Genomic DNA, 19,335 nt, shown 5'->3' with positions numbered 1-19,335 from the left:
ATCCTATTTTTTATCTAATACCAAACATTAATCTGGTTAAATAAAATTTCTTAAATATTAAATAAATAGCAGTTGCTATTAAAAATGTTAAAAAACATATTGAAAAATAAAATGTGTAAACTGAGTTAGTGTATTTATCAACTATTGGAGCTATAGCGCCAAGTATCGAAAAATGTGAAACGTATATAACTAAGGAGCTATCTTTTAAGAAGTTTATGATTTTATTAGATTTGGAATGTTTGAGCATAATAATTATCAAAACTAAGCTGATTGAAAGTCCGCAAAAAAAATCAGAGTACGTTTTTATTAATTGTTCAATAATTCCTATATTATTCATAGCGTACTTTTTGTAATAAAGATAAACTGAAGAAATACTAAAAGTAATAGCTGAAATTATTAATATTGTTAGTTTTGAGCTAATCAACTGTATGTTTTTTTGATTATAAAGAATGAATCCAAGAAAATAAAACATAGAATAATACAATGGAAGGCTTATAAGTTGAGTTATAAAAAAGTTGAGGTTTTCTTCAATATTGGATTGTAAATAAGTTATTACCATCCAGATTGAATATATTATTAATGACGCTATAAATAATAATGGGTTAATTTTTTTTTGGTTAAAAAAGCCCCTAACCTTATCTATGGTTGTAATTGCTGAAAGTATCAAAAGAGTGATTAGGAACCACAAGTGACCAACGCTTAAATCGAGATTGCCACCATTTATTATGGTTGGAAATAATGTAAAGACTAATAAGCTAGAAACTAAAGGGATTGCTACTCGATCAAGCCTGTTTTTTAAGAAATATTTTTTGTCCTTTTTCTCAAAAATCATGCAGGCAAGAAACCCACATAGAATGAAAAAGCATTCCATTCTAAATAAAGAAAAAAAGTAAACTGACATTGTAATAAGGTCACTATTCCCATGAACACTCTTATAAGTAAAATTTGTGTAATTAACAAATAAGGCGGCATGTATAAAAATACCAAGCAGCATCATTAAAGCTCTAAGTGTATCTAGGCCGTAAAATCTCATTTAAATAGATCTACTAAAAAATTTTAATTGATTATAAGTATTTTACTTAAAAAATCATTAGCTAATTACACTCAACAAACCACCACCAACCCCGGTCTTTAATGAGATCGGGGTTTTTTTATTACCAAAATTTAGGGGGCGCAATGACCGACAACGAGTCATACGGGCTGCGGCTTGAAAAGAAAATTGACAACATGCAGTCAGATATTAGAACCCTATCCGACCACGTGACCAGACTAACTTTTATCAATGAAACTCAGAAGACAGTGGCAGAAGAAAACCGGAAGGATCTGGATGTTCTGCACGTCCAGTTTCGTGAATTTGATAAAAAGATGGCTACGCAGGATGGAGGTATTTCAATGCTTCGCTATCTGGCTGGCCTGTTTGGAGGTGCATTTATCGGTGCGTGCATCTGGGTCGGCGCATCAATCATTCAAATCAATCAAACACAGTCACTCATGAAAGAGAAAGTCACACGACTTGAGGAAACTATAAAATGAAATTCATTAACGATTCGCCACTCAAGTACCTGGCATTTATTCTGCCGGCACTGGGTGCATTCATCATGCTGGTACTGATTCCTGGTCTGCAATGGGCCGTGGATTACAAAGTCATCCCGGTTGAATATCACGCTTATATCACCGGTACTGTGATGGTCATTTTGTCGTGGATCGGCAAGAAGATTTATCAGCCGGCACTGCACACCAGTCCGCTTGGCTTTGTCACCGTCACCGCTGGCCATAGCAACAAGGACCCCGGTGCAGTAAACGGAAAAATCAAAGAAGCAGATCTGGTCGTCAATTTCCGAAATGCAGTGACTCATTATTTGCACGAGGCTGGCGTAACTACACTTACAGATGGAAGCGGCTCCAAGAACGACCCATTGTCTGCTGCGGTAAAGTTGATTCAAGGCTCAAGTGTAGCAGTCGAATTCCACATGAATGCTGCAGCATCAAAGCAGGCAAACGGTATTGAAACGATTGCACTGCCACGGGACAAAAAACTCGCACAGGACTTATCTGCTGCTGTGGCAGATGTGCTTGGTAGTCGTTTGCGTGGTGACAATGGATGGATTGATCAAAGTAAGTCTGCGCGCGGTCGACTGGCATACGTGAATGCTGGCGGTCTGATTGTAGAGCTTGGCTTTATTTCCAATGAAGACGAACTTGCTCGATTCAATGCGCGTTACTGGTTGGCTGCTAAAGCTGTGGCCAAAGTGTTAATTGACTATGAAAAACGCAATTAAAGTTTTAACGCTGTGCCTCCTTCTATCAGGTTGCACAGCTCATTCGATCTCGACAAAAGTTCACGTTACTGTATGCGTGCAGTGTGTGAATTGAAAGCCCTCTAAGTGAGGGCTTACACAACTCATTCAATTACGACGAATGTGAATGTGGGGATATGTGTGAAGGCTTTTTGAAAAAGAGGTTTACTGTTTTATAGCAATCCAGTCAACGTCACATTTACTTCCATTCTTAAAAACAAGTTGATTTGAATATGAGTATTTATCATATATTAAGATAGCATCTTCACCGTACGAATACTCATAACAATACTTGGTCTTGATAACCAGATTCAATGAATTATCTATATAAAGATTACTATCATCTCTCTGTATATAAACCTTATAGTATTCAGCATTTGCCAATGGCGAAGCCAATACCAACACCGCCGCCCCAGATAGAACTAACTTTTTCATATTATAAATTTACCTAATATTTTTCAAAACACTATACCTTAAAATACAATAATCAATAAATGTTTTTATTCCTTCCACCCATCCACCCAATCGCAATATAGCCTCAACTCCAAACCCCACTCAAAACCACGTAATTACTCTTTAAATTTAAAGCCCACCCAGGCTCCTTCCTAAAAATCTCCCCATTCTTAATCGTGTGTTCTATGTAAAAATAGACCCATGTTTTCATTATTCCATTCCTGCCTCTTTTAAAATCCATTCTTCAATCTTTGTATGATGTAATCTCAATAGATCCACCGGTCTATCCTTATAATGTTTCTCTGCAGTAGCACTTGGCTTATGACCCATAATCTGAGCTACAACACCTGTCGGAATTTCTAACCACTCGGCCAAATTTGAAAATGACCGGCGAAGGTCATGCACAGTAAATTTTGGCAGTCCTTTTCCTTCTAGTGCGGCATAGTAACTTCTGCGAATATCTGTGATATGGCCTGACTGTGATTGCTCGGACCAGAATACAAAATCAGAATCTGGATGTCGTGGTAATTGTCTAAGCAACTTTTCCACATAAGGCGTCATCGGAATGATCCGGTCTTCCTGTTCAACCTTATCCCAGATAGAAATAGTTTTCCATTTGAAGTCTAACTGAGAATAGGTGAGTGATCGCATAGATTCAGATCGAGGACCACACAGAATACTAATCTGCAAAAAAGTTCTATGCATAATATTTTGAATGCCACTGACCGCATTAAACCAGTCTTTCAGCTGGTTGCGCTGCACAGAGTTTTTAACCGGCTTTAATACCGGCACAGCTCGACGTACACGTTTAGCTTGATGCACTTTAGCGTCAATCAGGTGCATGTAAGTTTCATGCTCCTGGCACCAGTTGATGCATGAGCGCGCAATTCTAAATCCCAGTGCTGCGCGACCCGGTCGGGTTGCGGCCTCTTTTGTCTGCCATTCAATTAAAGTTTCCGATGTGATTTTTACAAGTGGCACATCTAGTAAAGAGGCGAGTGCGCCCGGCACCGTCAAACCTTTGCCACGCCGCTTTTCTTCACCGCCACGATGCGAGAGCTCAACATGATCCCGATGATGACGATCAGACCACAAGTGCTTATTTGCTTCTAAATACTCAGCAAAGACATCACCAAAGGTAATTTTTTCATTTTGTTTGGCCTGGTGGTGTTCATCGTTTTTCTGATCTTGTTCGGCCTTGCTGCGCCTTGGGTCAATTCCCTGGTCACACAACTGCTGCATCCTGCGTGATTCTTTCCGGGCATCCTCTAATGACCAGACATTTACATCACCAATAGTTATGCGTAAACTTTTACCAGAGACGCGACCCTGGAAAATATAGGATCGGTTTTCATTTTTGGTAACCCGGACAGATAATCCTGGTGTGTCGAGGTCCCAGTAAAAAACCTGATTCTTGTCATCATCAGGCTTTTCCAGTTTTAAGACTTTGGCGGTCGTAAATTTGAGCTTCATTTGCTTACAAGTGCTTACATCAGGGGTGGTGTAAGCACTATGTAAGCAAATTAATTCAACAAGCGTCAACAAAAATAAATAGTGTTTTAGATTAAGCTATTGAAATTTAAAATTATATGTAATACCAATCAACATCAATAAACACCAGTAAATGCGTAAAATTCAGGACTCATAATCCGTTGGTCGACAGTTCAAGTCTGTCTGGGCCCACCAGTTTCAGAACCCCGTAACTCTTTGAGTTATGGGGTTTTTTATGCCTATATGACTCAAAAAAGATATAGTAATTTCGGACCGTAATGTGGTCCATCTTCCACAAAGTCCGCTGGGGACCTGTCAGGGTTCAACAAAAATACCACTCAGACCATTTCTTCATGCTCATTTGCTATGCGTTCAGAATCGTGGATGATTCATATGATGTGAGTACATCGCGCGAGCTGAGCGCAGAGAAAATGGTAAATGAAGTGGGGAATGTTTGAGGTTTTGCTGCTTACCTGTTTCCCCCTAGGAGATTATGAACCGTACCGGGATTGTCGGAGACTTTTTATTTAAGTTAGGCCACCTGACCTAATAGGTTAATCTTATCATAGTACATTGCTTCAAACTCAGAAGAGGCTAGTAAGTTCTCTTCTTTATGGGATTGTAGACTGGCATAAAAAGCAACTTGAATTGAGTTGGTTTTCTCAATCAATATATGAACTAAAGATTACAGTAGTAATCTTTAGTTCATATATTGATTGATCTCTCAGAAAATTATAGTGGGTACCGAAGAATGAAACACACAGTTAAAACTAAGACTTTTTAGCTATTTCTCTTTTCATGTAATTAAAAAGATTTTCAGTATCTCTAGCTTTAGGAGTGTTCTCTGCATTTAAAATACCTTCACTAATTAATCGATCTCTTAATTTAGTTTGACTTGTGATGTCAGTGAATTTGTAATCAGCCTTCAAATTGTGGATCAAAGATTTAAAATCTTGAATCTTTGCGTCATTAAACAATCGTATTAAATACTCAATAAGCGGATTTTGTGGCATAGCCATTGTCTCATCAGCTGCTGATACCGGTAGCGATTCCTCATTTATCTGATGTTCTACAATTAAACTGATTTGCTCTTGTAGGTTTGGCCTTGATGAGGCTTGAGGTTTCGAATGTTCAGGTTGGTGTACTGGCATCGGTGGTTGCTGATCGACTGGTTGTGATTGAGTTGCTATTACAACAGGTGGTGTTACTAATGGATTGCTCTGTACCTCAGAATGTGCGCTTAAATCAGTTGATTCGGATATTGGCATTGTTTGTGGATTAGTGTCCAAATGCTTTTCTGATGGATGAGTGATGTTTGCTGATCCTGTGTGTTGAGTAATATTCGAAGCGTTTACGTCTTCTGTTTTTTCTGAAGGTGTGACGTCGGAGATCTGTGACATCTGAAAGCTACGCTGAACTTCAGTCCAAGTTTTAGAAATTTCTTCATTAAGTTCATTTAATTCCATTTCTAGAAAACCTTCATCAGCAATGCTTGGCAAAGCCTGTTCTAAATCGGTTTGATGAGTCGCCTTAAAACATGGGTAGGCTTTTGTCTTATAGTAATAAAGTGTGTTAATAAATTCAGATGGCAATAACTTGCCAATGCTAAAAGCTACCAAATAGGGCAAATCTTTATATTCTTGACATTCTGATTGTGCATAAAAGAAGTCAAGGCGGAAAAGATCGGTCTTTAATGCGCTTAAATTTAATGAATATTCGTGCTTAATTAACATCTCATAATGAAAGTAGAGTGATAATGCAAGCAATGGCAAATGCTTGATATTCGATTCTAGGAGTAGATATTCAGTTAAAGTTTTTTCTTGCAGAATTTTCTTAGACAAAAAATCGAAGGTGAGTTCATATTGGGTTTGTTTTTCTCTTAAATCATTAGAATAATATTCTCTTGAACCACATCGCTTTGAAATCTGTTTGTATTTTTCAGTTAGTTGTTGATCATTGATTTCAATGTTAAACAAGAAACGTGTAAACATGCCAGCATAAGCTTTGGTTTTTTCATAACTTTCTAAGGAAAAAAGATTTTTTTGTGTTTTTTCATCATGTATTTGCGCCTGAAGATGAGCAGGACTATATTTGGTTGGGTTAAAATATTGGTTTAATGTTTCATCATTAACAATGCGCATTAAACGTTCTTTTGAAATTTCATTTTCAAAGATGAGTGCAGTAAATTTGAGTGCCTTTTCGTGTTCTAACGTCTTTTTTTGATCTAAGCGATATGCTTCCCAAAATTGTGCGATCTGTGGATCAGTGGTTAAGCTCACTTGCAGATTGTTGGCGCTATGGTTTAAGGCAATTTTTCCCCGTTCTGTTAATGCATAAAATTGTTGTACTGCTTCTAGGCCAATATAGTTGGCCAATGTATGTTCGGATTGATAAATAGACGCAGAATAAGATTTCGATAATGCTGCAAGAATATACTCATTGTCATCCAAGTGATTAATATCCGCCGCGCTATTCATGAGATTAAAAAAGCTCTGTTGAGTATTCAAATAAGGTTGAATTCGAGCACTATGGAATCTCAATGTACCTTGTGCGACCCAGTTGCTCCATTCTTTGAAACTCAGAACAATATATTGACCTTGAAACATTAAAAGAACTCCTCATCCTCATCATCTTGATTTGGCTGATATTTAATTTGTGTAATATTGGGTAGGTTTTGAATTAGTGGGTGTGGGTAAGCTGAGCTATAACTCATAAACAAATTACAACGACTACGTGTCACAGCGACAAACAGAAGACGTTTATCTAAATCTGGGTTTTTATCCAAAACAAATGGCAACACAATTTGTTTGTTATGATTGAGTTGTGGAATAAATACATTGTCAAAATCGAGTCCTTTCGCACTGTGATAGGTCATTAAATACACCATTGGTTTTGATGCCATTTCATTGAAATCACCAAATCCATTGCCTAGATAGCGTATATTGATATTGTATGCTTTTAAATATTGATTGACTTGAGTGTAATTAAACTTATCTTTTTTGGCTGATTGATATTGCAAGACTTGATCAGCCTCTTCTGAACACAGGTGCGGCACAAGTGTTTGTAAAAAGGTGGTAATGTCTTTATGAAAGGCAAATAAGATGCTACTGGGTTTATTTGGTCTAGCACGCCTTAAGGCTTGTTCGATTACCCAAATAAATTCCTGTCTTTGATCGTTGAATTCAAACAGTCGCGCTGTGGTATTGGGCAACGTATTCGCCGGTTGACCACTCAATAAGTCTTTATTGGGTAAAATGCTCAACGCGATTTTCGCCAAGAACTCGGTTAAACGATGAATAATATTGAGTACATGCTGAAAAGGATTCAGTGTGTTGCTAATTTCAGACTCTGTTGCAGCGTGTTCATAAATGGTCTGCGCACAGTCTCCGGCAATCATTAAATGGGTAGCAAGCCGTTTAATAGTGCCTAAGTCTTGTATTGAAATATCTTGAACTTCATCTAAAAAAACAAAATCACAGGGCCAATTATTCTTTACAAATTGGGTATGCGTTAAGAAGTGGACACCTTTTACATTTTCTTCTGCAAAGGCATTTTCGGCCAGTTGCTTGAGTGCATGTGTATAGGTTAAATAGCAGAAGCTAGAGCCAGGATATTCAGTTTTAAGCTCCTGAGCGAGTGCAGCTAAGACAGTTGTTTTACCAGAACCCGCCGCACCTCTTACCCAATGCACATGTTTAAGGTTGTTTTTGATTAACTTAATTGAAGTGATTTGCTCTTCGCTTAAATTTTGTTTTTTAATCCACCAACCCACAGTTAATCCTCTTTCATGCCTAGATTTGGTTTTAGGCTAGATACTAAATTTTCAGAGGAATATAATTCTTTATTCTCATGAATGATTTTTTTCTTCGTATCAGTTGCTGTAGATTTAAGCTGTTCATAACCGTCAAGTATGTCACATACTTCAATAAGATCATCACAATCCCTGATTCTAACAGAGCTAGTATATATTTCATCCTGCAATAACAAGAGTGCTTTTTCTAAAAGAATAGTACCTTCTTTATCAGCTCGAAGTTTAAGAATTTTACCAAGACTTAATAAAGCGGAGGTGTAGTTTGGATCATGTTCTAATGCTTTGCGAAGATAGAGCTCCTCTTTCTCTCCGTATGACTTACAAGCAATGTTAAATGCATTGACAGCATTTGGTGAGCGTTTGTAGGCAATTTCGGCCCATTCATTAGATTTTTGTGATTTACCGGCTCGAGCATAATTATAACAAATGTTAGTAGCGTGATTAGCATTACGATCTAAGCGTTCGATAGCGATGTAAAGATCTGCAGCTAGTTCATATGCTCCAGCTTCTGAACAGGCTGAGGCATACTTAACGGCAATATCTACGGGAGGGCGACCATTATAGTCTAAAAGTGCTTGATTAAACTTTTGCTTCGCTCGAAGCATACGTTCTTCCACTTTTGTTAAAGTATTATTGGCTAGAGGGTTTAGAATAGAGGTGTTTACTTTTATACCATCAATTACAGCTTCAACATTAAGAAGCTTTTCATGATTAATATTGGCGTAGACATCAACGATAGCTCCTTGCTTAAAATAATCATCTTCTATCTCTATAGTCAAAATGCCTAAAAGTTTACTTTTGCTGCCTACGCAAATAGGTAAATCGATAATGTTTTGATCATCACGAGTGACTATTAGTTGAGTATGGAAAGGCTGTGGGGTAGGAACCTCAGTTGATGCTGGTATGATTGTTTCCAAATGCTCATGAGAGGTGATGATATATATAGCTTCTGAAACAATAGGCCTAATAAAATCAATTCCTAGACCATGATAGCTAAATGAATGAATTGCAGCTCCGAGAGAAACATGAGCTCTTACATCCTTAGGTAAGATAGCTTCAACTTCATCTGAAAACTCATTCATGTAATTCATTACGCATGACTGCACTAATGGGTTAAGACAACTTCCTCCGATGAAAAGAACACCATCTATGTCTTCACGTTCTATATTCGCTTTAGATAATGCATCTTCAATCGGAGAGGCTAAATGCATTGGTGTGTGTATACCATCATACACCCCCACAAAATCATCCATAATGATTTTAAACTCATCAAGGCGTATAGACGGTTTAGTTAAATTTAATCTAGAGTCTCTAACTTTGATTCCTTCTAGAGAATGTAAAGTAAAAATTTCGCTAGAATATTGATCTAAGCTTCTAAATTGATTTATATTTTTTTGATCAAGCCATTTGCAAATAGCTATTTTTAATTGTTCTGCTGTCGCTTGCAAAACAGGGATGACAATTTCTGAAATATCTCTTGAATCTGGTTGGAAATGAGTATTTTCTCTTAAAAGTTGAGGCAATAGTATATTTTTGGCTATAGCTCGATCGATGTCATCGCCACCTAGAGCTGTAAATTTTGAAATTGCTAAATTTTTTGATGAAAATTTGTTGTTGCAAGCATCAACTTCAAGAACTGTCACATCACATGTTCCTGCACCAAAATCGTATACTAGTATGTTTGTTGATCTAGACTTGAGTTTTTCTAAAAAAGGATGTGTTGTATTATTTCTAGTACAATCATATACAAAGCTTAAAAATGCGGCATTAGGTTCATCAATTAAACAACATTGACTCTCATCAATCCCACATTCTTCCAAGCTATTAAATAGACTACGTCTTTGATTAGCTTCAAATGAGGCTGGTACGGAGAAAGCAAATTTGTAATTTTCCAAATTTGAATTTCCAGTTTCATTCTTAATACTTTCTAAAAGCTTACTAAAAAAAACTTGAGTAGCATCTTCTGCTGTCTCAATGAGATAAGGCTGAGCCTTGATCTCAGATAGAAGGGTCAATGGATAAGTTGGACCTATCGCTAACCCTAAACGCATTTTAAATGATGAAAAGACATTGCGACCTTCAGTTAATAGCGATTTTAATCGATATGCATCTTGGCCCCAAATAAGAGTTTTATTTCGCCACGCAAGTACTGTATTCACTAGGTGATGCCGTATGGTCGCACCATATTCATCAGGTTGATTAAGAGTAAGTGTTTTTACTTTTTCAACGGAGTTCTCAGTAATGACTACCTGACTTACAACTGTTGTAGATGTGCCAAAATCAATACCAATATAGAGCTTATTGGGATATGAAGGAAGTTGGTTTTTTTCTGAATTTTGATTAATAAGCCAATTTGTATTGGAAGAATGTTCTATAGGCATTTTAATTAAGGTTTTTTGAAGGAGAATAAATCTATTATGTTGTTCTTATAGGTTTTATTCAATAGTAAGCTGAACTGTACCGGGTTTGTCGGAGACTTTTTTATTTAAGTTAGGCCACCTGACCCAACGGGTTAATCTTATCATAGTACATTGCTTCAAACTCAAAAGGCGATACATAACCCAGTGCACTGTGTACACGCTTTTTATTGAACCAATCTGGCTTTGTTGCATAAAAATTCTTCAAGATACTGATTTTTAAGGATTTGTTTAAATTTCAATCCAAAAATAAATTAAATAAAATCATAGTCTTATATATTTATGGGCTTTGTTGCACAAAGATTTCATAACTATATGATTTTAAAAGTTTTGATTATTTTTTGATCCAAAATTAAATTTATTTAAATCAGATGCTTACATATTTATGCAACAAAGCCTGTTGCAAGTGCCTTGAGTAATTCTGCTAAAGCAGATATTTCTGATACTTGCCATTTCAAGCCAATTTCTGCTTTTGAGTGGGGTAAAGTAATTTGAACCGTTAACATGTCAGTAGGAGTAGGATCTAATGGTGCAGAGCAAGATAAGGCAATAAATGCAGGTTTATTCGGTAGTGGTGAGCGATCATTCCCTGGCTTACCATCAATTAAGCGAATCCATTTGGATACAAGATTTGTATTCAATCCATGTTGCAAAGCGACCGAAGCAATTGAAACGTTCGGTGCTTTAAGGCAAAGGATTTCTTTCTTTGCTTCGAGAGGTTCATGTTCATCAGGGTTGTTACGTCGTAAAGGCTGTACGGCCTTATTTGTCTCGGAGAGTGGTGGCAGTCCAAACAACAAACCCCATGACCATAACTTATGGGGCTTGTTGGCTATTTTGCTGCGTATTGTGTGGCTTTTTGTGATTAAGCCTTACATCGCTTCACGCTGCGCTTCATCTTCCAAATAGCTTTCTAAAGAATCATCTAGCGCATATAACCATGGCGTGTGATGTGGCTTAGCCATTTTTCCAGTCATTACTGAGCGATAGACTTTATCTCTAAAGCCCATAATGTTTTCTTTTTTATGCTTTTTCCATTGCATGAAAATATCATGCACTGCATCAATATTGAATGATGGATAGTCCGTCTGCGCAATCAGGCGTTTGATGTAATCGCCTTGGAAGCGGGCAGATTGTTCATCGTTCAATAGGCGCTGCTCTTTTTCATGTAAGGTCTGCGTATGGCTCTGCATTTCTGCCGTGCTTGGTAAAGTAATTTTGCCCAAAATCACATCACGGACAAACCATGCTTGCGCATCGAACATATTGAAGGTGTACCATTGATCTTGCATGCCCAAGTAGAACAAGCGAGGATTCTTTTCCCACACCACACCCTGATATAAACCCTGCGGATAAAGGCAGTTATGTGTTCTGAGGCGTAGGTTATCTTCAATAAATGGGAAGTGGTGCAAATAGCCTGTGCATAAAATAATGGCATCAATTTTGGCAGATGTTCCATCACCAAAATAAGCAGTATTTTCATCTACACGCAGTAATTGTGGCTTTTCAGACCAGTTTTTAGGCCATTTAAAACCCATGGCTTTACTGCGATAGCAACTGTAAATTTGCTTAGCACCGTATTTATAACATTGTGAACCAATGTCTTCGGCAGAGTAGCTGCTGCCAACCAATAACACAGACTTACCTTTAAATTCCAGCGCATCACGGAAGTCGTGTGCGTGCAAAATGCGACCATGGAATTGATCAAAGCCTTCATAAACAGGAACACGTGGGGTAGAGAAGTGTCCAGATGCAACGACAACATAATCAAATTGTTCTGAATAGTGCTGTTGTTGTGCATAATCTTCGACATCTACCGTGAATTTTTGCGTTGTTTCATCATAGGCAATATGCTGAACGGCACTATTGAAACGGACTAAATCTTTGACCTGTGCTTTTTCTGCACGGCCTTTGATGTAATCCCACAGTACTGCACGTGGCGGATATGAAGCGATTGGTTTTTTGAAATGTTCATCAAAAGTATAATCGGCAAATTCTAGCGCTTCTTTGGGGCCATTTGACCATAAATAGCGGTACATACTGCCGTGGACAGGTTCCCCATGTTCATCTATACCAGTGCGCCAAGTATAGTTCCATAGCCCGCCCCAATCATTTTGTTTTTCGAAACATACAATTTCAGGAACTTGTAGACCTTTGGCCTTTGCTGACTGAAACGCTCTTAATTGGGCCATGCCACTTGGGCCAGCACCAATAATTGCAATTCGATCCATTGCTATCTCCATTAGTTTTGAGTTCTTAATTACCTCTCCAATTTTGAGTGTCACAATTTAGGATTTGAAATATAAGCATTATAAAGATAAGCAAATACAATCCTAAATTGAGCGATTAAAAATCTGTTCAAAATAGGATGTGAATTAAAAAAAAGAAAAAATAATAAAATGTGCTAAAGACAGTAAAAATTACCTAAGCAATTCATCTTTATAAAAAACACATTTTTTAAGAAAGCTGATCTTATCATAATTTCTGATTAATTGTGGCTTTTCTTAGTTATAAAAGTGAATTTAAAGTCATTCCATTAATATTGGCGGATTCAAGCGGCAAGTGCAACAGTATAAAAACCAGCCATAACTTCACTAGGCGTATACCAACCTAGTGTTTTTCTAGGACGATGGTTGAGTGCAAATTCTATCTGCTCTATTTGTTCGTTTGACACGTCATCAAACGATGATGATTTTGGCAGATATTGCCGGATTAAACCATTCGTATTTTCATTCCTTGCTCGTTGAATAGACTTGTAAGGATCAGCAAAATACGTATCTATGCCGGCATCAGTGATTCTTTTGTGTTCGGCAAATTCCTTACCATTATCAAAAGTAACACTATAAGCATGGCTCATCCGTAAACGATCTAAGTAAGCGTCCGCTGAGCCCCATAGCTATTTTTTAATTTGAGTTGGCTTTGTTGCACAAAGATTTCATAACTATATGATTTTAAAGGTTTTGATTATTTTTTGATCCAAAATTAAATTTATTTAAATCAGATGCTTACATATTTATGCAACAAAGCCAATTCAATGGAGACAGTTGACCTCAATTTTGCTCTCGTATTTATAGGGACTTTAGTGGTTGAATCAAAGTCGTATGAGAATATACTCCTGAGCAAGGAGCATTAGACTCGAAAATTATTTGATTCATGTGATGTCATCATCCAGTTTGCTATATACATTCATAATCTATTTAAAATGCTCAGCTGAGAAGATGGCGGGCAACCATCATGTGTTGATCAAGATGAGAGCTGTTAAATACTGAGATTGATTCCCCATTTGTTCCTGAACAATAGAGTTACCCTTAATTTCTCCCTATAAATATTGACTATTTTCATCCTATATTTAGCTAAAATTTTTCCAATTTTTGCTTTAACCTAGCTTGCTGATGCTAAAAATACGGGCAATATTTGGCTCATTTTATCCTCCAATTTCTGTCATCACCGACTAAAGTCCAACCTCAAATCTTGACTCAATTTTCCGCCATTACCACGTAAAGCCCAGAGAAACAATAATTAAAAATTATTTAAATGATTGAAAAATATAAATTAATTTAAATTGAATCCGATTTTTAAATTTTTTTAACGAATCTCTAGATTTAATGACAAAACTAATTATAATGCTAAAAAGCAACCAACTGATTGGTTGAATAATCATAAAAGGGACACAACATGGAACAACTTGCTCGCTTAGAAGACCTGCCAGTGACGTATGTCGATACGCTGAAACAGAACAATCTGGTTCCCCTCTGGCCAAGTCTGCGCAATGTACTCCCTCCAGTAAAACCTGTACCGCTGACTCAGGCCATTGCCTGGAAATTTCAGGAAATCAAGCCACTGTTAATTGAGGCCGGAGAACTGACTCCAATTGAAAAAGCCGAGCGCCGGGTACTGGTGCTGGCCAATCCGGGTCATGGTTTAGACAATATGCGTGCGACTTCGGTGATTTATCTGGGGATGCAGCTGTTACTGCCAAAAGAGTGGGCACCGGCACATCGTCATACCCCCAATGCGGTGCGTCTTATTGTGGAAGGTGAAAATGCTTATACCACTGTGGAAGGCCAAAAGTGCCCAATGTCACATGGGGATTTAATCTTAACACCATCCGGTTTATGGCATGAACACGGTCATGATGGTGATGAACCTGTGATCTGGCTTGATGTGCTGGATTTACCGCTGGTGTATTACATGGAAGCCTCTTTTGTAGAAGGTGGTGAATGTCAGCCGGTCGAGAGCGTGCTGGACAAACCACGTTATGGCGCAGGGCTGGTACCGACCAAACATCATATTCGTGCGGAAACTGATTATCCGATGCTGCGTTATCCATGGGCAGAAGCCAAACAGCTGCTGATTGATTTGGCAAAAGAACAGACCGATGCGCCAGTTCAGGTGGCGTATGTCAATCCGGAAACAGGTGAAGACTGCCAGAAAATTATTGGCTATTCCGCGCTAATGATTCGCCCGAATGAAACCGTACAGTTACCGCCACGTTCTGCAGCACAGGTGTTTCATGTCATTGAAGGTCAGGTAGAACTCAAAATTGATGCGCAGAAATTTGCACTGGATAAAGCCGATACCGCCTGTGCGCCATGCTTTGCGGCGGTCGATCTGATTAATCATTCCAGCGAAGCCTGTTTTATTTTTGTGGCCGATGAAGCACCTATTCAAAAGAAACTCGGTTTGTACTCGGTACGTGAACGTCGTTAATACTGGTTTTTAAAGGAAGAAAAATATGACAAATCAAGCAAACCCTATTTTAATTGCCGGTGGTGGCATTGGCGGTTTTGCCGCAGCCTTGGCGCTGGCCAAGCAAGGTTTTAAGGTACAGGTATTTGAACAGGCCCCAGAAATTGGTGAGATTGGTGCCGGCATCCAGCTGGGACCAAATGCCTTCAATGCTTTTGATGCGCTAGGAATTGGTGATCGTGCGCGTGGCCGTGCGGTTTATACCGACTATATGGTCATGCATGATGCGATTGATGAATATTGTGTTGGTCGCATTGAAACCGGTGAGGCTTTCCTGAAACGTTTTGGCAACCCGTATGCGGTGATTCACCGTGCCGATATTCACAGCTCGCTGGTTGAAGGGGCACAGGAAAATGGTGAAATTGAAATCATCACCGACTGCCGCATTGTCAGTGTCGATCAGGATGAAAGCAGCGTGACCATTGTTGACCATAAAGGCAATCAATATCGCGGTCAGGCGCTCATTGGTGCAGATGGGGTCAAATCGGTGGTACGTGAAAAGTATGTAGGTGACCCGGCACTGGTGACCGGTCATGTGGTGTATCGTGCTGTGGTACCACGTGATGAATTCCCGGAAGATTTACAGTGGAATGCGGCCAGTATCTGGGTCGGGCCAAATTGTCACCTGGTGCATTATCCACTGCGGGGTGGTGAAGAATATAACGTGGTGGTGACCTTCCATAGCCGAGAACAGGAAGAGTGGGGGGTAAAAGATGGTTCCAAAGAAGAAGTGCTGTCTTATTTTCAGGACATCTGCCCGAAAGCGCGCCAGCTGATTGAGCTGCCAAAAACGTGGAAACGCTGGGCCACTGCAGACCGCGAACCGATTGATACCTGGAGTTATGGCCGGATTACCTTGCTTGGCGATGCTGCTCATCCAACTACGCAATATATGGCGCAAGGGGCATGTATGGCCATGGAAGATGCCGTGACCTTGGGTGAAGCCTTACGCGTCAACAATAACGATATTGCCAAAGCCTTTGATATGTACCAGCGTGCGCGTGTCGCCCGTACTGCACGTATTGTGCTGTCTTCACGCGAGATGGGTAAAATTTATCATGCTAAAGGCGTGCAGCGCATGGTGCGCAATGATTTATGGCGCGGCCGTTCCAATGAGCGTTTCTATGATGCCATGGAATGGTTATATGGCTGGAATGTAGAAAACTGTCTGGACGCGGCGAAACATTACACAGGAACTGCAGCATGAAACTCTATGGCTTTTTCCGCAGCGGCACCTCGCACCGTACCCGTATTGTGCTGAATCTGAAAAAAATTGACTATGAACTGCAGGCCATTTCCCTGATGAAAAATGAGCACAAGCAGGACAGTTTTAAAGCCCTGAATCCACAAACCTTTGTGCCGGTGTTGGAAGTCAATGACCAGTTGCTGATTCAAAGCCCGGCCATTATTGAATGGCTGGAAGAAACTTATCCAGAGGTGGCCTTGTTGCCACAAGACCCGATGCAGCGCGCCAAAGTGCGTGCCATTGCAGCCTTGGTGGGCTGTGATATTCACCCCATCAATAACAAGCGTATTCTGGAATATCTGCGTGGGCCGCTGGGTCTGGATGATGCCCAGGTGCAAACCTGGTGTCAGCACTGGATTGATGAAGGTTTCCGCGCGCTGGAGCAACTGCTGGCAGCCGATTCACAGCGGGAAGGCTTCTGTGTTGGCAATCAGCCGACCCTGGCCGATGCCTACCTGATTCCACAGGTCGATTCATCCAAACGTTTCCAGGTCGATTTAAATCAGTATCCACGGATTCAGCAGATTTACCAAAACTGTATGGCGTTGCCTGCATTTCAGGCCGCCGCACCACAAAATCAGCCTGATGCCGTCTAAGCACAGCAAAATTACTACAAGGAAGAACATTATGAGTTTTGTATTTAATCCCATGTCGATTGTGGGTTTGCCTGTACAGGGAACCGATGCGCTGTTTCCGGTACGCCGTATTTACTGTGTCGGACGTAACTATGCGGCCCATGCCCGTGAAATGGGATTTGACCCGGATCGTGAACCGCCATTTTTCTTCTGCAAGCCGAATGATCCTGAATCAATTGTGCCGGTCCCGGCAGATGAAGCGGTCAGCATCCCTTATCCAAGTGAAACCTCAAATTATCACTATGAAATTGAACTGGTGGTAGCAATTGGCAAGGACGGCAAGAATATTTCTGTAGAAGAAGCGGCCAGCTATATCTATGGCTATGCGGTTGGTCTGGACATGACCCGCCGTGACCTGCAAATGGCGCAACGTGAAAAAGGCCGTCCTTGGGAAGTAGGCAAGGCCTTTGATTATTCTGCACCGGTGGGTCTAATTCATACCCTGGCCGACATTGGCGAATTAAATGCCGGTGAAATTCATTTGACTGTTAATGGTCAAACCGTACAGCGCAGTGATATCACCCATTTAATCTGGAATGTGGCTGAAACCATTGCCAATTTATCTACCCTGTTTGAGCTGAAACAGGGCGACCTGATCTTCACGGGTACCCCAGAAGGTGTGGGGGCCGTGGTGGCTGGCGATGAAATGCGTGCTGAAATTACAGGCCTGAGCGGCATTACCGTGAAAGTGGTCTAACAGGTGAGCTTTACGACAGAGACGTTGTAAAGCTTCTTATTTCTGCTGAGAAGCAGGATAAAAAACGAAGATTTAAGGTTCTAAATCTCGTTCACAGATGCAATGGACTTGCTCAATCCTCTGACCTGATCTTGCTGTGCAGGATCAGGATAGGGGCGCATTGACTCTGCGCCATTGCAGCGATGGAACGTTGTAAAAAGCAAAGAGGATTGCTGAAATGATGAAAATAAAATTACTGACATTGGGATGTCTGGTGGCCATGTCACATGGGGCGTATGCAGATGTAGTGCAGGATGCAAAAGTACAGCTCGATTTTCGTAACTTCTATATGCAACGAAATCCGGATACAAAGCCGGTGCCTGAATTTGAACACTGGTCACAAAGTGCCAATTTAAGTATTCAGTCCGGATATGCCGATCTGGGGCCATTGTCTGTCGGGCTGGATGGTAGCGTGCGCCATGCCGAGCGCCTGATCAAAAATGATGATGAACTGGTGCGGGATGGTAGTATGCCAAATGATCCGGGCACCGGCAGACAGCAGCAGGATCAGACCCAACTTGGTCTGACTTTAAAAGCGAAAATTGCCGATACCGAAATCCGCTATGGCCAGCTGATGCCGACCTTGCCGGTGGTGCATATTGATCATAGCCGTAACCTGCCAACCACCTTTAAAGGGCTAATGCTTGAATCTAAAGATATTCAAAATACCAAAATTACCGCCGGTCGCATCACCCGGATTATGGCGCGTGATAAAGAAGATTTTGAAAAACTGACTTTAGATGTCAATAAAACCGGTGCAGTTTCAGATGGCCTAAATGTTTTTGGGGTAGATTACCGGGTCAATCCGAATCTGGATGTCAGCTATTTTTATGGCGGTCTGGAAGATATTTACCATCAACATTATGTGGGCTTAAAGCATAAGCACCAGTTTTCAGAGCAAAGCAAGCTGGTGACTGATGTTCGCGTCTATGATACCCAGGATGCCTCCAAAAGTTTGCAGGGTGAAATTGACAATCAGGCCTATAACTTTATGACCATGTTGCATTATGGCCCGCATAAATTTGGTCTGGGCTATCAGCACATGTCCGGCGAAACGGCTTTTCCATTACTCAGTGGCTGGACACCGGCACCGTTTTTGACGCAATGGGGCAGTATCAGTTTCTATAAAGCCAAAGAGCGTTCGTTACAGTTGCGTTATGACTATGATTTTTCTGCCATGGGCATTGAGGGTTTAAACTTTATGACCCGCTATATTACTGCAGATCATATCAAGCATCCCACCATTGCCGATGTCAAGGAAAATGAATGGAATGTGGTGCTGAACTACGGCATTAAAGAAGGGTTGTTCAAAGGACTGGGCTTTCAATATATGTTCATTAAAACCGACTTTGAGGGTGCTGGGGTGAAGCTGGATGAACACCGGTTCTATACCAATTACAGCATCAAGTTCTAAGACCAAAATCGAGATTTTTTTAAATTAAAAAATCTACCAAATAGTTGGTTGTATTTTTATTCTAATTGACTTATGTTTATTGCTAT

At 40.0% G+C, this 19,335-nt stretch carries 14 protein-coding genes and 1 pseudogene; 7 read left to right on the top strand and 8 right to left on the bottom strand.

What is annotated here, in order from left to right; all coding sequences use genetic code 11:
* Positions 1–10 precede the first annotated feature (10 nt).
* On the bottom strand, positions 11–1,033 hold the full coding sequence (locus tag ACPEPR_RS04015) for an acyltransferase family protein (RefSeq protein WP_423561954.1): 1,023 nt from the start codon (positions 1,031–1,033) through the stop codon (positions 11–13).
* Between the two features lie 143 nt (positions 1,034–1,176).
* On the opposite strand from ACPEPR_RS04015, the gene ACPEPR_RS04010 reads away from it, so the two are divergent.
* Both ACPEPR_RS04010 and ACPEPR_RS04005 read left to right on the top strand, forming a co-directional pair.
* Positions 1,177–1,533, top strand: a complete 357-nt coding sequence (locus ACPEPR_RS04010) for a hypothetical protein (protein WP_423561953.1) — start codon at positions 1,177–1,179, stop codon at positions 1,531–1,533.
* A complete protein-coding gene (locus tag ACPEPR_RS04005) occupies positions 1,530–2,279 on the top strand; it encodes an N-acetylmuramoyl-L-alanine amidase (RefSeq protein WP_423561952.1) in 750 nt (249 codons plus the stop codon). The genes ACPEPR_RS04010 and ACPEPR_RS04005 overlap by 4 nt, the downstream gene beginning before the upstream one ends.
* Positions 2,280–2,960: 681 nt before the next feature.
* On the opposite strand, the gene ACPEPR_RS04000 is transcribed toward ACPEPR_RS04005, so the two are convergent.
* The 7 genes and pseudogenes from ACPEPR_RS04000 to ACPEPR_RS03970 form a co-directional block, all read right to left on the bottom strand.
* Positions 2,961–4,223: a tyrosine-type recombinase/integrase gene (locus tag ACPEPR_RS04000; RefSeq protein ID WP_423561951.1), complete on the bottom strand. Its 1,263-nt coding sequence runs from the start codon at positions 4,221–4,223 to the stop codon at positions 2,961–2,963.
* 788 nt (positions 4,224–5,011) lie between these two features.
* On the bottom strand, positions 5,012–6,847 hold the full coding sequence (locus ACPEPR_RS03995; protein ID WP_423561950.1) for a hypothetical protein: 1,836 nt from the start codon (positions 6,845–6,847) through the stop codon (positions 5,012–5,014).
* On the bottom strand, positions 6,847–8,013 hold the full coding sequence (locus tag ACPEPR_RS03990) for a 3'-5' exonuclease (protein WP_423561949.1): 1,167 nt from the start codon (positions 8,011–8,013) through the stop codon (positions 6,847–6,849). Before ACPEPR_RS03990 ends, ACPEPR_RS03995 begins: the two co-directional genes overlap by 1 nt.
* Positions 8,014–8,015: 2 nt before the next feature.
* A complete protein-coding gene (locus ACPEPR_RS03985) occupies positions 8,016–10,433 on the bottom strand; it encodes an Hsp70 family protein (protein WP_423561948.1) in 2,418 nt (805 codons plus the stop codon).
* Positions 10,434–10,852: 419 nt separating this feature from the next.
* Complete coding sequence (locus ACPEPR_RS03980) at positions 10,853–11,269, bottom strand: transposase (RefSeq protein ID WP_423562020.1); 417 nt, start codon at positions 11,267–11,269, stop codon at positions 10,853–10,855.
* Between the two features lie 72 nt (positions 11,270–11,341).
* Positions 11,342–12,700, bottom strand: coding sequence for an NAD(P)-binding domain-containing protein (locus ACPEPR_RS03975; protein WP_005177227.1), 1,359 nt, complete (start codon positions 12,698–12,700; stop codon positions 11,342–11,344).
* A 320-nt stretch (positions 12,701–13,020) separates the two neighbouring features.
* Positions 13,021–13,341, bottom strand: a pseudogene (locus tag ACPEPR_RS03970) (IS30 family transposase); the annotation flags it as partial.
* Positions 13,342–14,144: 803 nt separating this feature from the next.
* On the opposite strand from ACPEPR_RS03970, the gene ACPEPR_RS03965 reads away from it, so the two are divergent.
* From ACPEPR_RS03965 to ACPEPR_RS03945, 5 genes are all read left to right on the top strand, one after another.
* Positions 14,145–15,179: a cupin domain-containing protein gene (locus ACPEPR_RS03965; RefSeq protein ID WP_423561947.1), complete on the top strand. Its 1,035-nt coding sequence runs from the start codon at positions 14,145–14,147 to the stop codon at positions 15,177–15,179.
* 25 nt (positions 15,180–15,204) lie between these two features.
* Positions 15,205–16,425, top strand: coding sequence for a 3-hydroxybenzoate 6-monooxygenase (locus tag ACPEPR_RS03960; protein ID WP_160241396.1), 1,221 nt, complete (start codon positions 15,205–15,207; stop codon positions 16,423–16,425).
* A complete protein-coding gene (gene maiA / locus ACPEPR_RS03955; protein WP_423561946.1) occupies positions 16,422–17,060 on the top strand; it encodes a maleylacetoacetate isomerase in 639 nt (212 codons plus the stop codon). Before ACPEPR_RS03960 ends, maiA begins: the two co-directional genes overlap by 4 nt.
* Positions 17,061–17,091: 31 nt before the next feature.
* Complete coding sequence (locus ACPEPR_RS03950) at positions 17,092–17,796, top strand: fumarylacetoacetate hydrolase family protein (protein ID WP_160241394.1); 705 nt, start codon at positions 17,092–17,094, stop codon at positions 17,794–17,796.
* 217 nt (positions 17,797–18,013) lie between these two features.
* Positions 18,014–19,249 (top strand): OprD family outer membrane porin, encoded by a 1,236-nt coding sequence (locus tag ACPEPR_RS03945; RefSeq protein ID WP_168384160.1) that lies wholly within the window; start codon positions 18,014–18,016, stop codon positions 19,247–19,249.
* The last annotated feature ends 86 nt before the right edge of the window (positions 19,250–19,335 follow it).

It is taken from the genome of Acinetobacter sp. AND/436, assembly GCF_049546925.1.
Taxonomy (GTDB): Bacteria; Pseudomonadota; Gammaproteobacteria; order Pseudomonadales; family Moraxellaceae; genus Acinetobacter; species Acinetobacter indicus.
This window is presented reverse-complemented; position numbering and strand designations above follow the sequence as displayed.

Bases quoted from the DNA above. Each gene is read 5' to 3' on its own strand.
- ACPEPR_RS04015 (WP_423561954.1), bottom strand. From the start codon at position 1,033: ATGAGATTTTACGGCCTAGATACACTTAGAGCTTTAATGATGCTGCTT.
- ACPEPR_RS04010 (WP_423561953.1), top strand. From the start codon at position 1,177: ATGACCGACAACGAGTCATACGGGCTGCGGCTTGAAAAGAAAATTGAC.
- ACPEPR_RS04005 (WP_423561952.1), top strand. From the start codon at position 1,530: ATGAAATTCATTAACGATTCGCCACTCAAGTACCTGGCATTTATTCTG.
- ACPEPR_RS04000 (WP_423561951.1), bottom strand. From the start codon at position 4,223: ATGAAGCTCAAATTTACGACCGCCAAAGTCTTAAAACTGGAAAAGCCT.
- ACPEPR_RS03995 (WP_423561950.1), bottom strand. From the start codon at position 6,847: ATGTTTCAAGGTCAATATATTGTTCTGAGTTTCAAAGAATGGAGCAAC.
- ACPEPR_RS03985 (WP_423561948.1), bottom strand. From the start codon at position 10,433: ATGCCTATAGAACATTCTTCCAATACAAATTGGCTTATTAATCAAAAT.
- ACPEPR_RS03975 (WP_005177227.1), bottom strand. From the start codon at position 12,700: ATGGATCGAATTGCAATTATTGGTGCTGGCCCAAGTGGCATGGCCCAA.
- ACPEPR_RS03965 (WP_423561947.1), top strand. From the start codon at position 14,145: ATGGAACAACTTGCTCGCTTAGAAGACCTGCCAGTGACGTATGTCGAT.
- ACPEPR_RS03960 (WP_160241396.1), top strand. From the start codon at position 15,205: ATGACAAATCAAGCAAACCCTATTTTAATTGCCGGTGGTGGCATTGGC.
- maiA (WP_423561946.1), top strand. From the start codon at position 16,422: ATGAAACTCTATGGCTTTTTCCGCAGCGGCACCTCGCACCGTACCCGT.
- ACPEPR_RS03950 (WP_160241394.1), top strand. From the start codon at position 17,092: ATGAGTTTTGTATTTAATCCCATGTCGATTGTGGGTTTGCCTGTACAG.
- ACPEPR_RS03945 (WP_168384160.1), top strand. From the start codon at position 18,014: ATGATGAAAATAAAATTACTGACATTGGGATGTCTGGTGGCCATGTCA.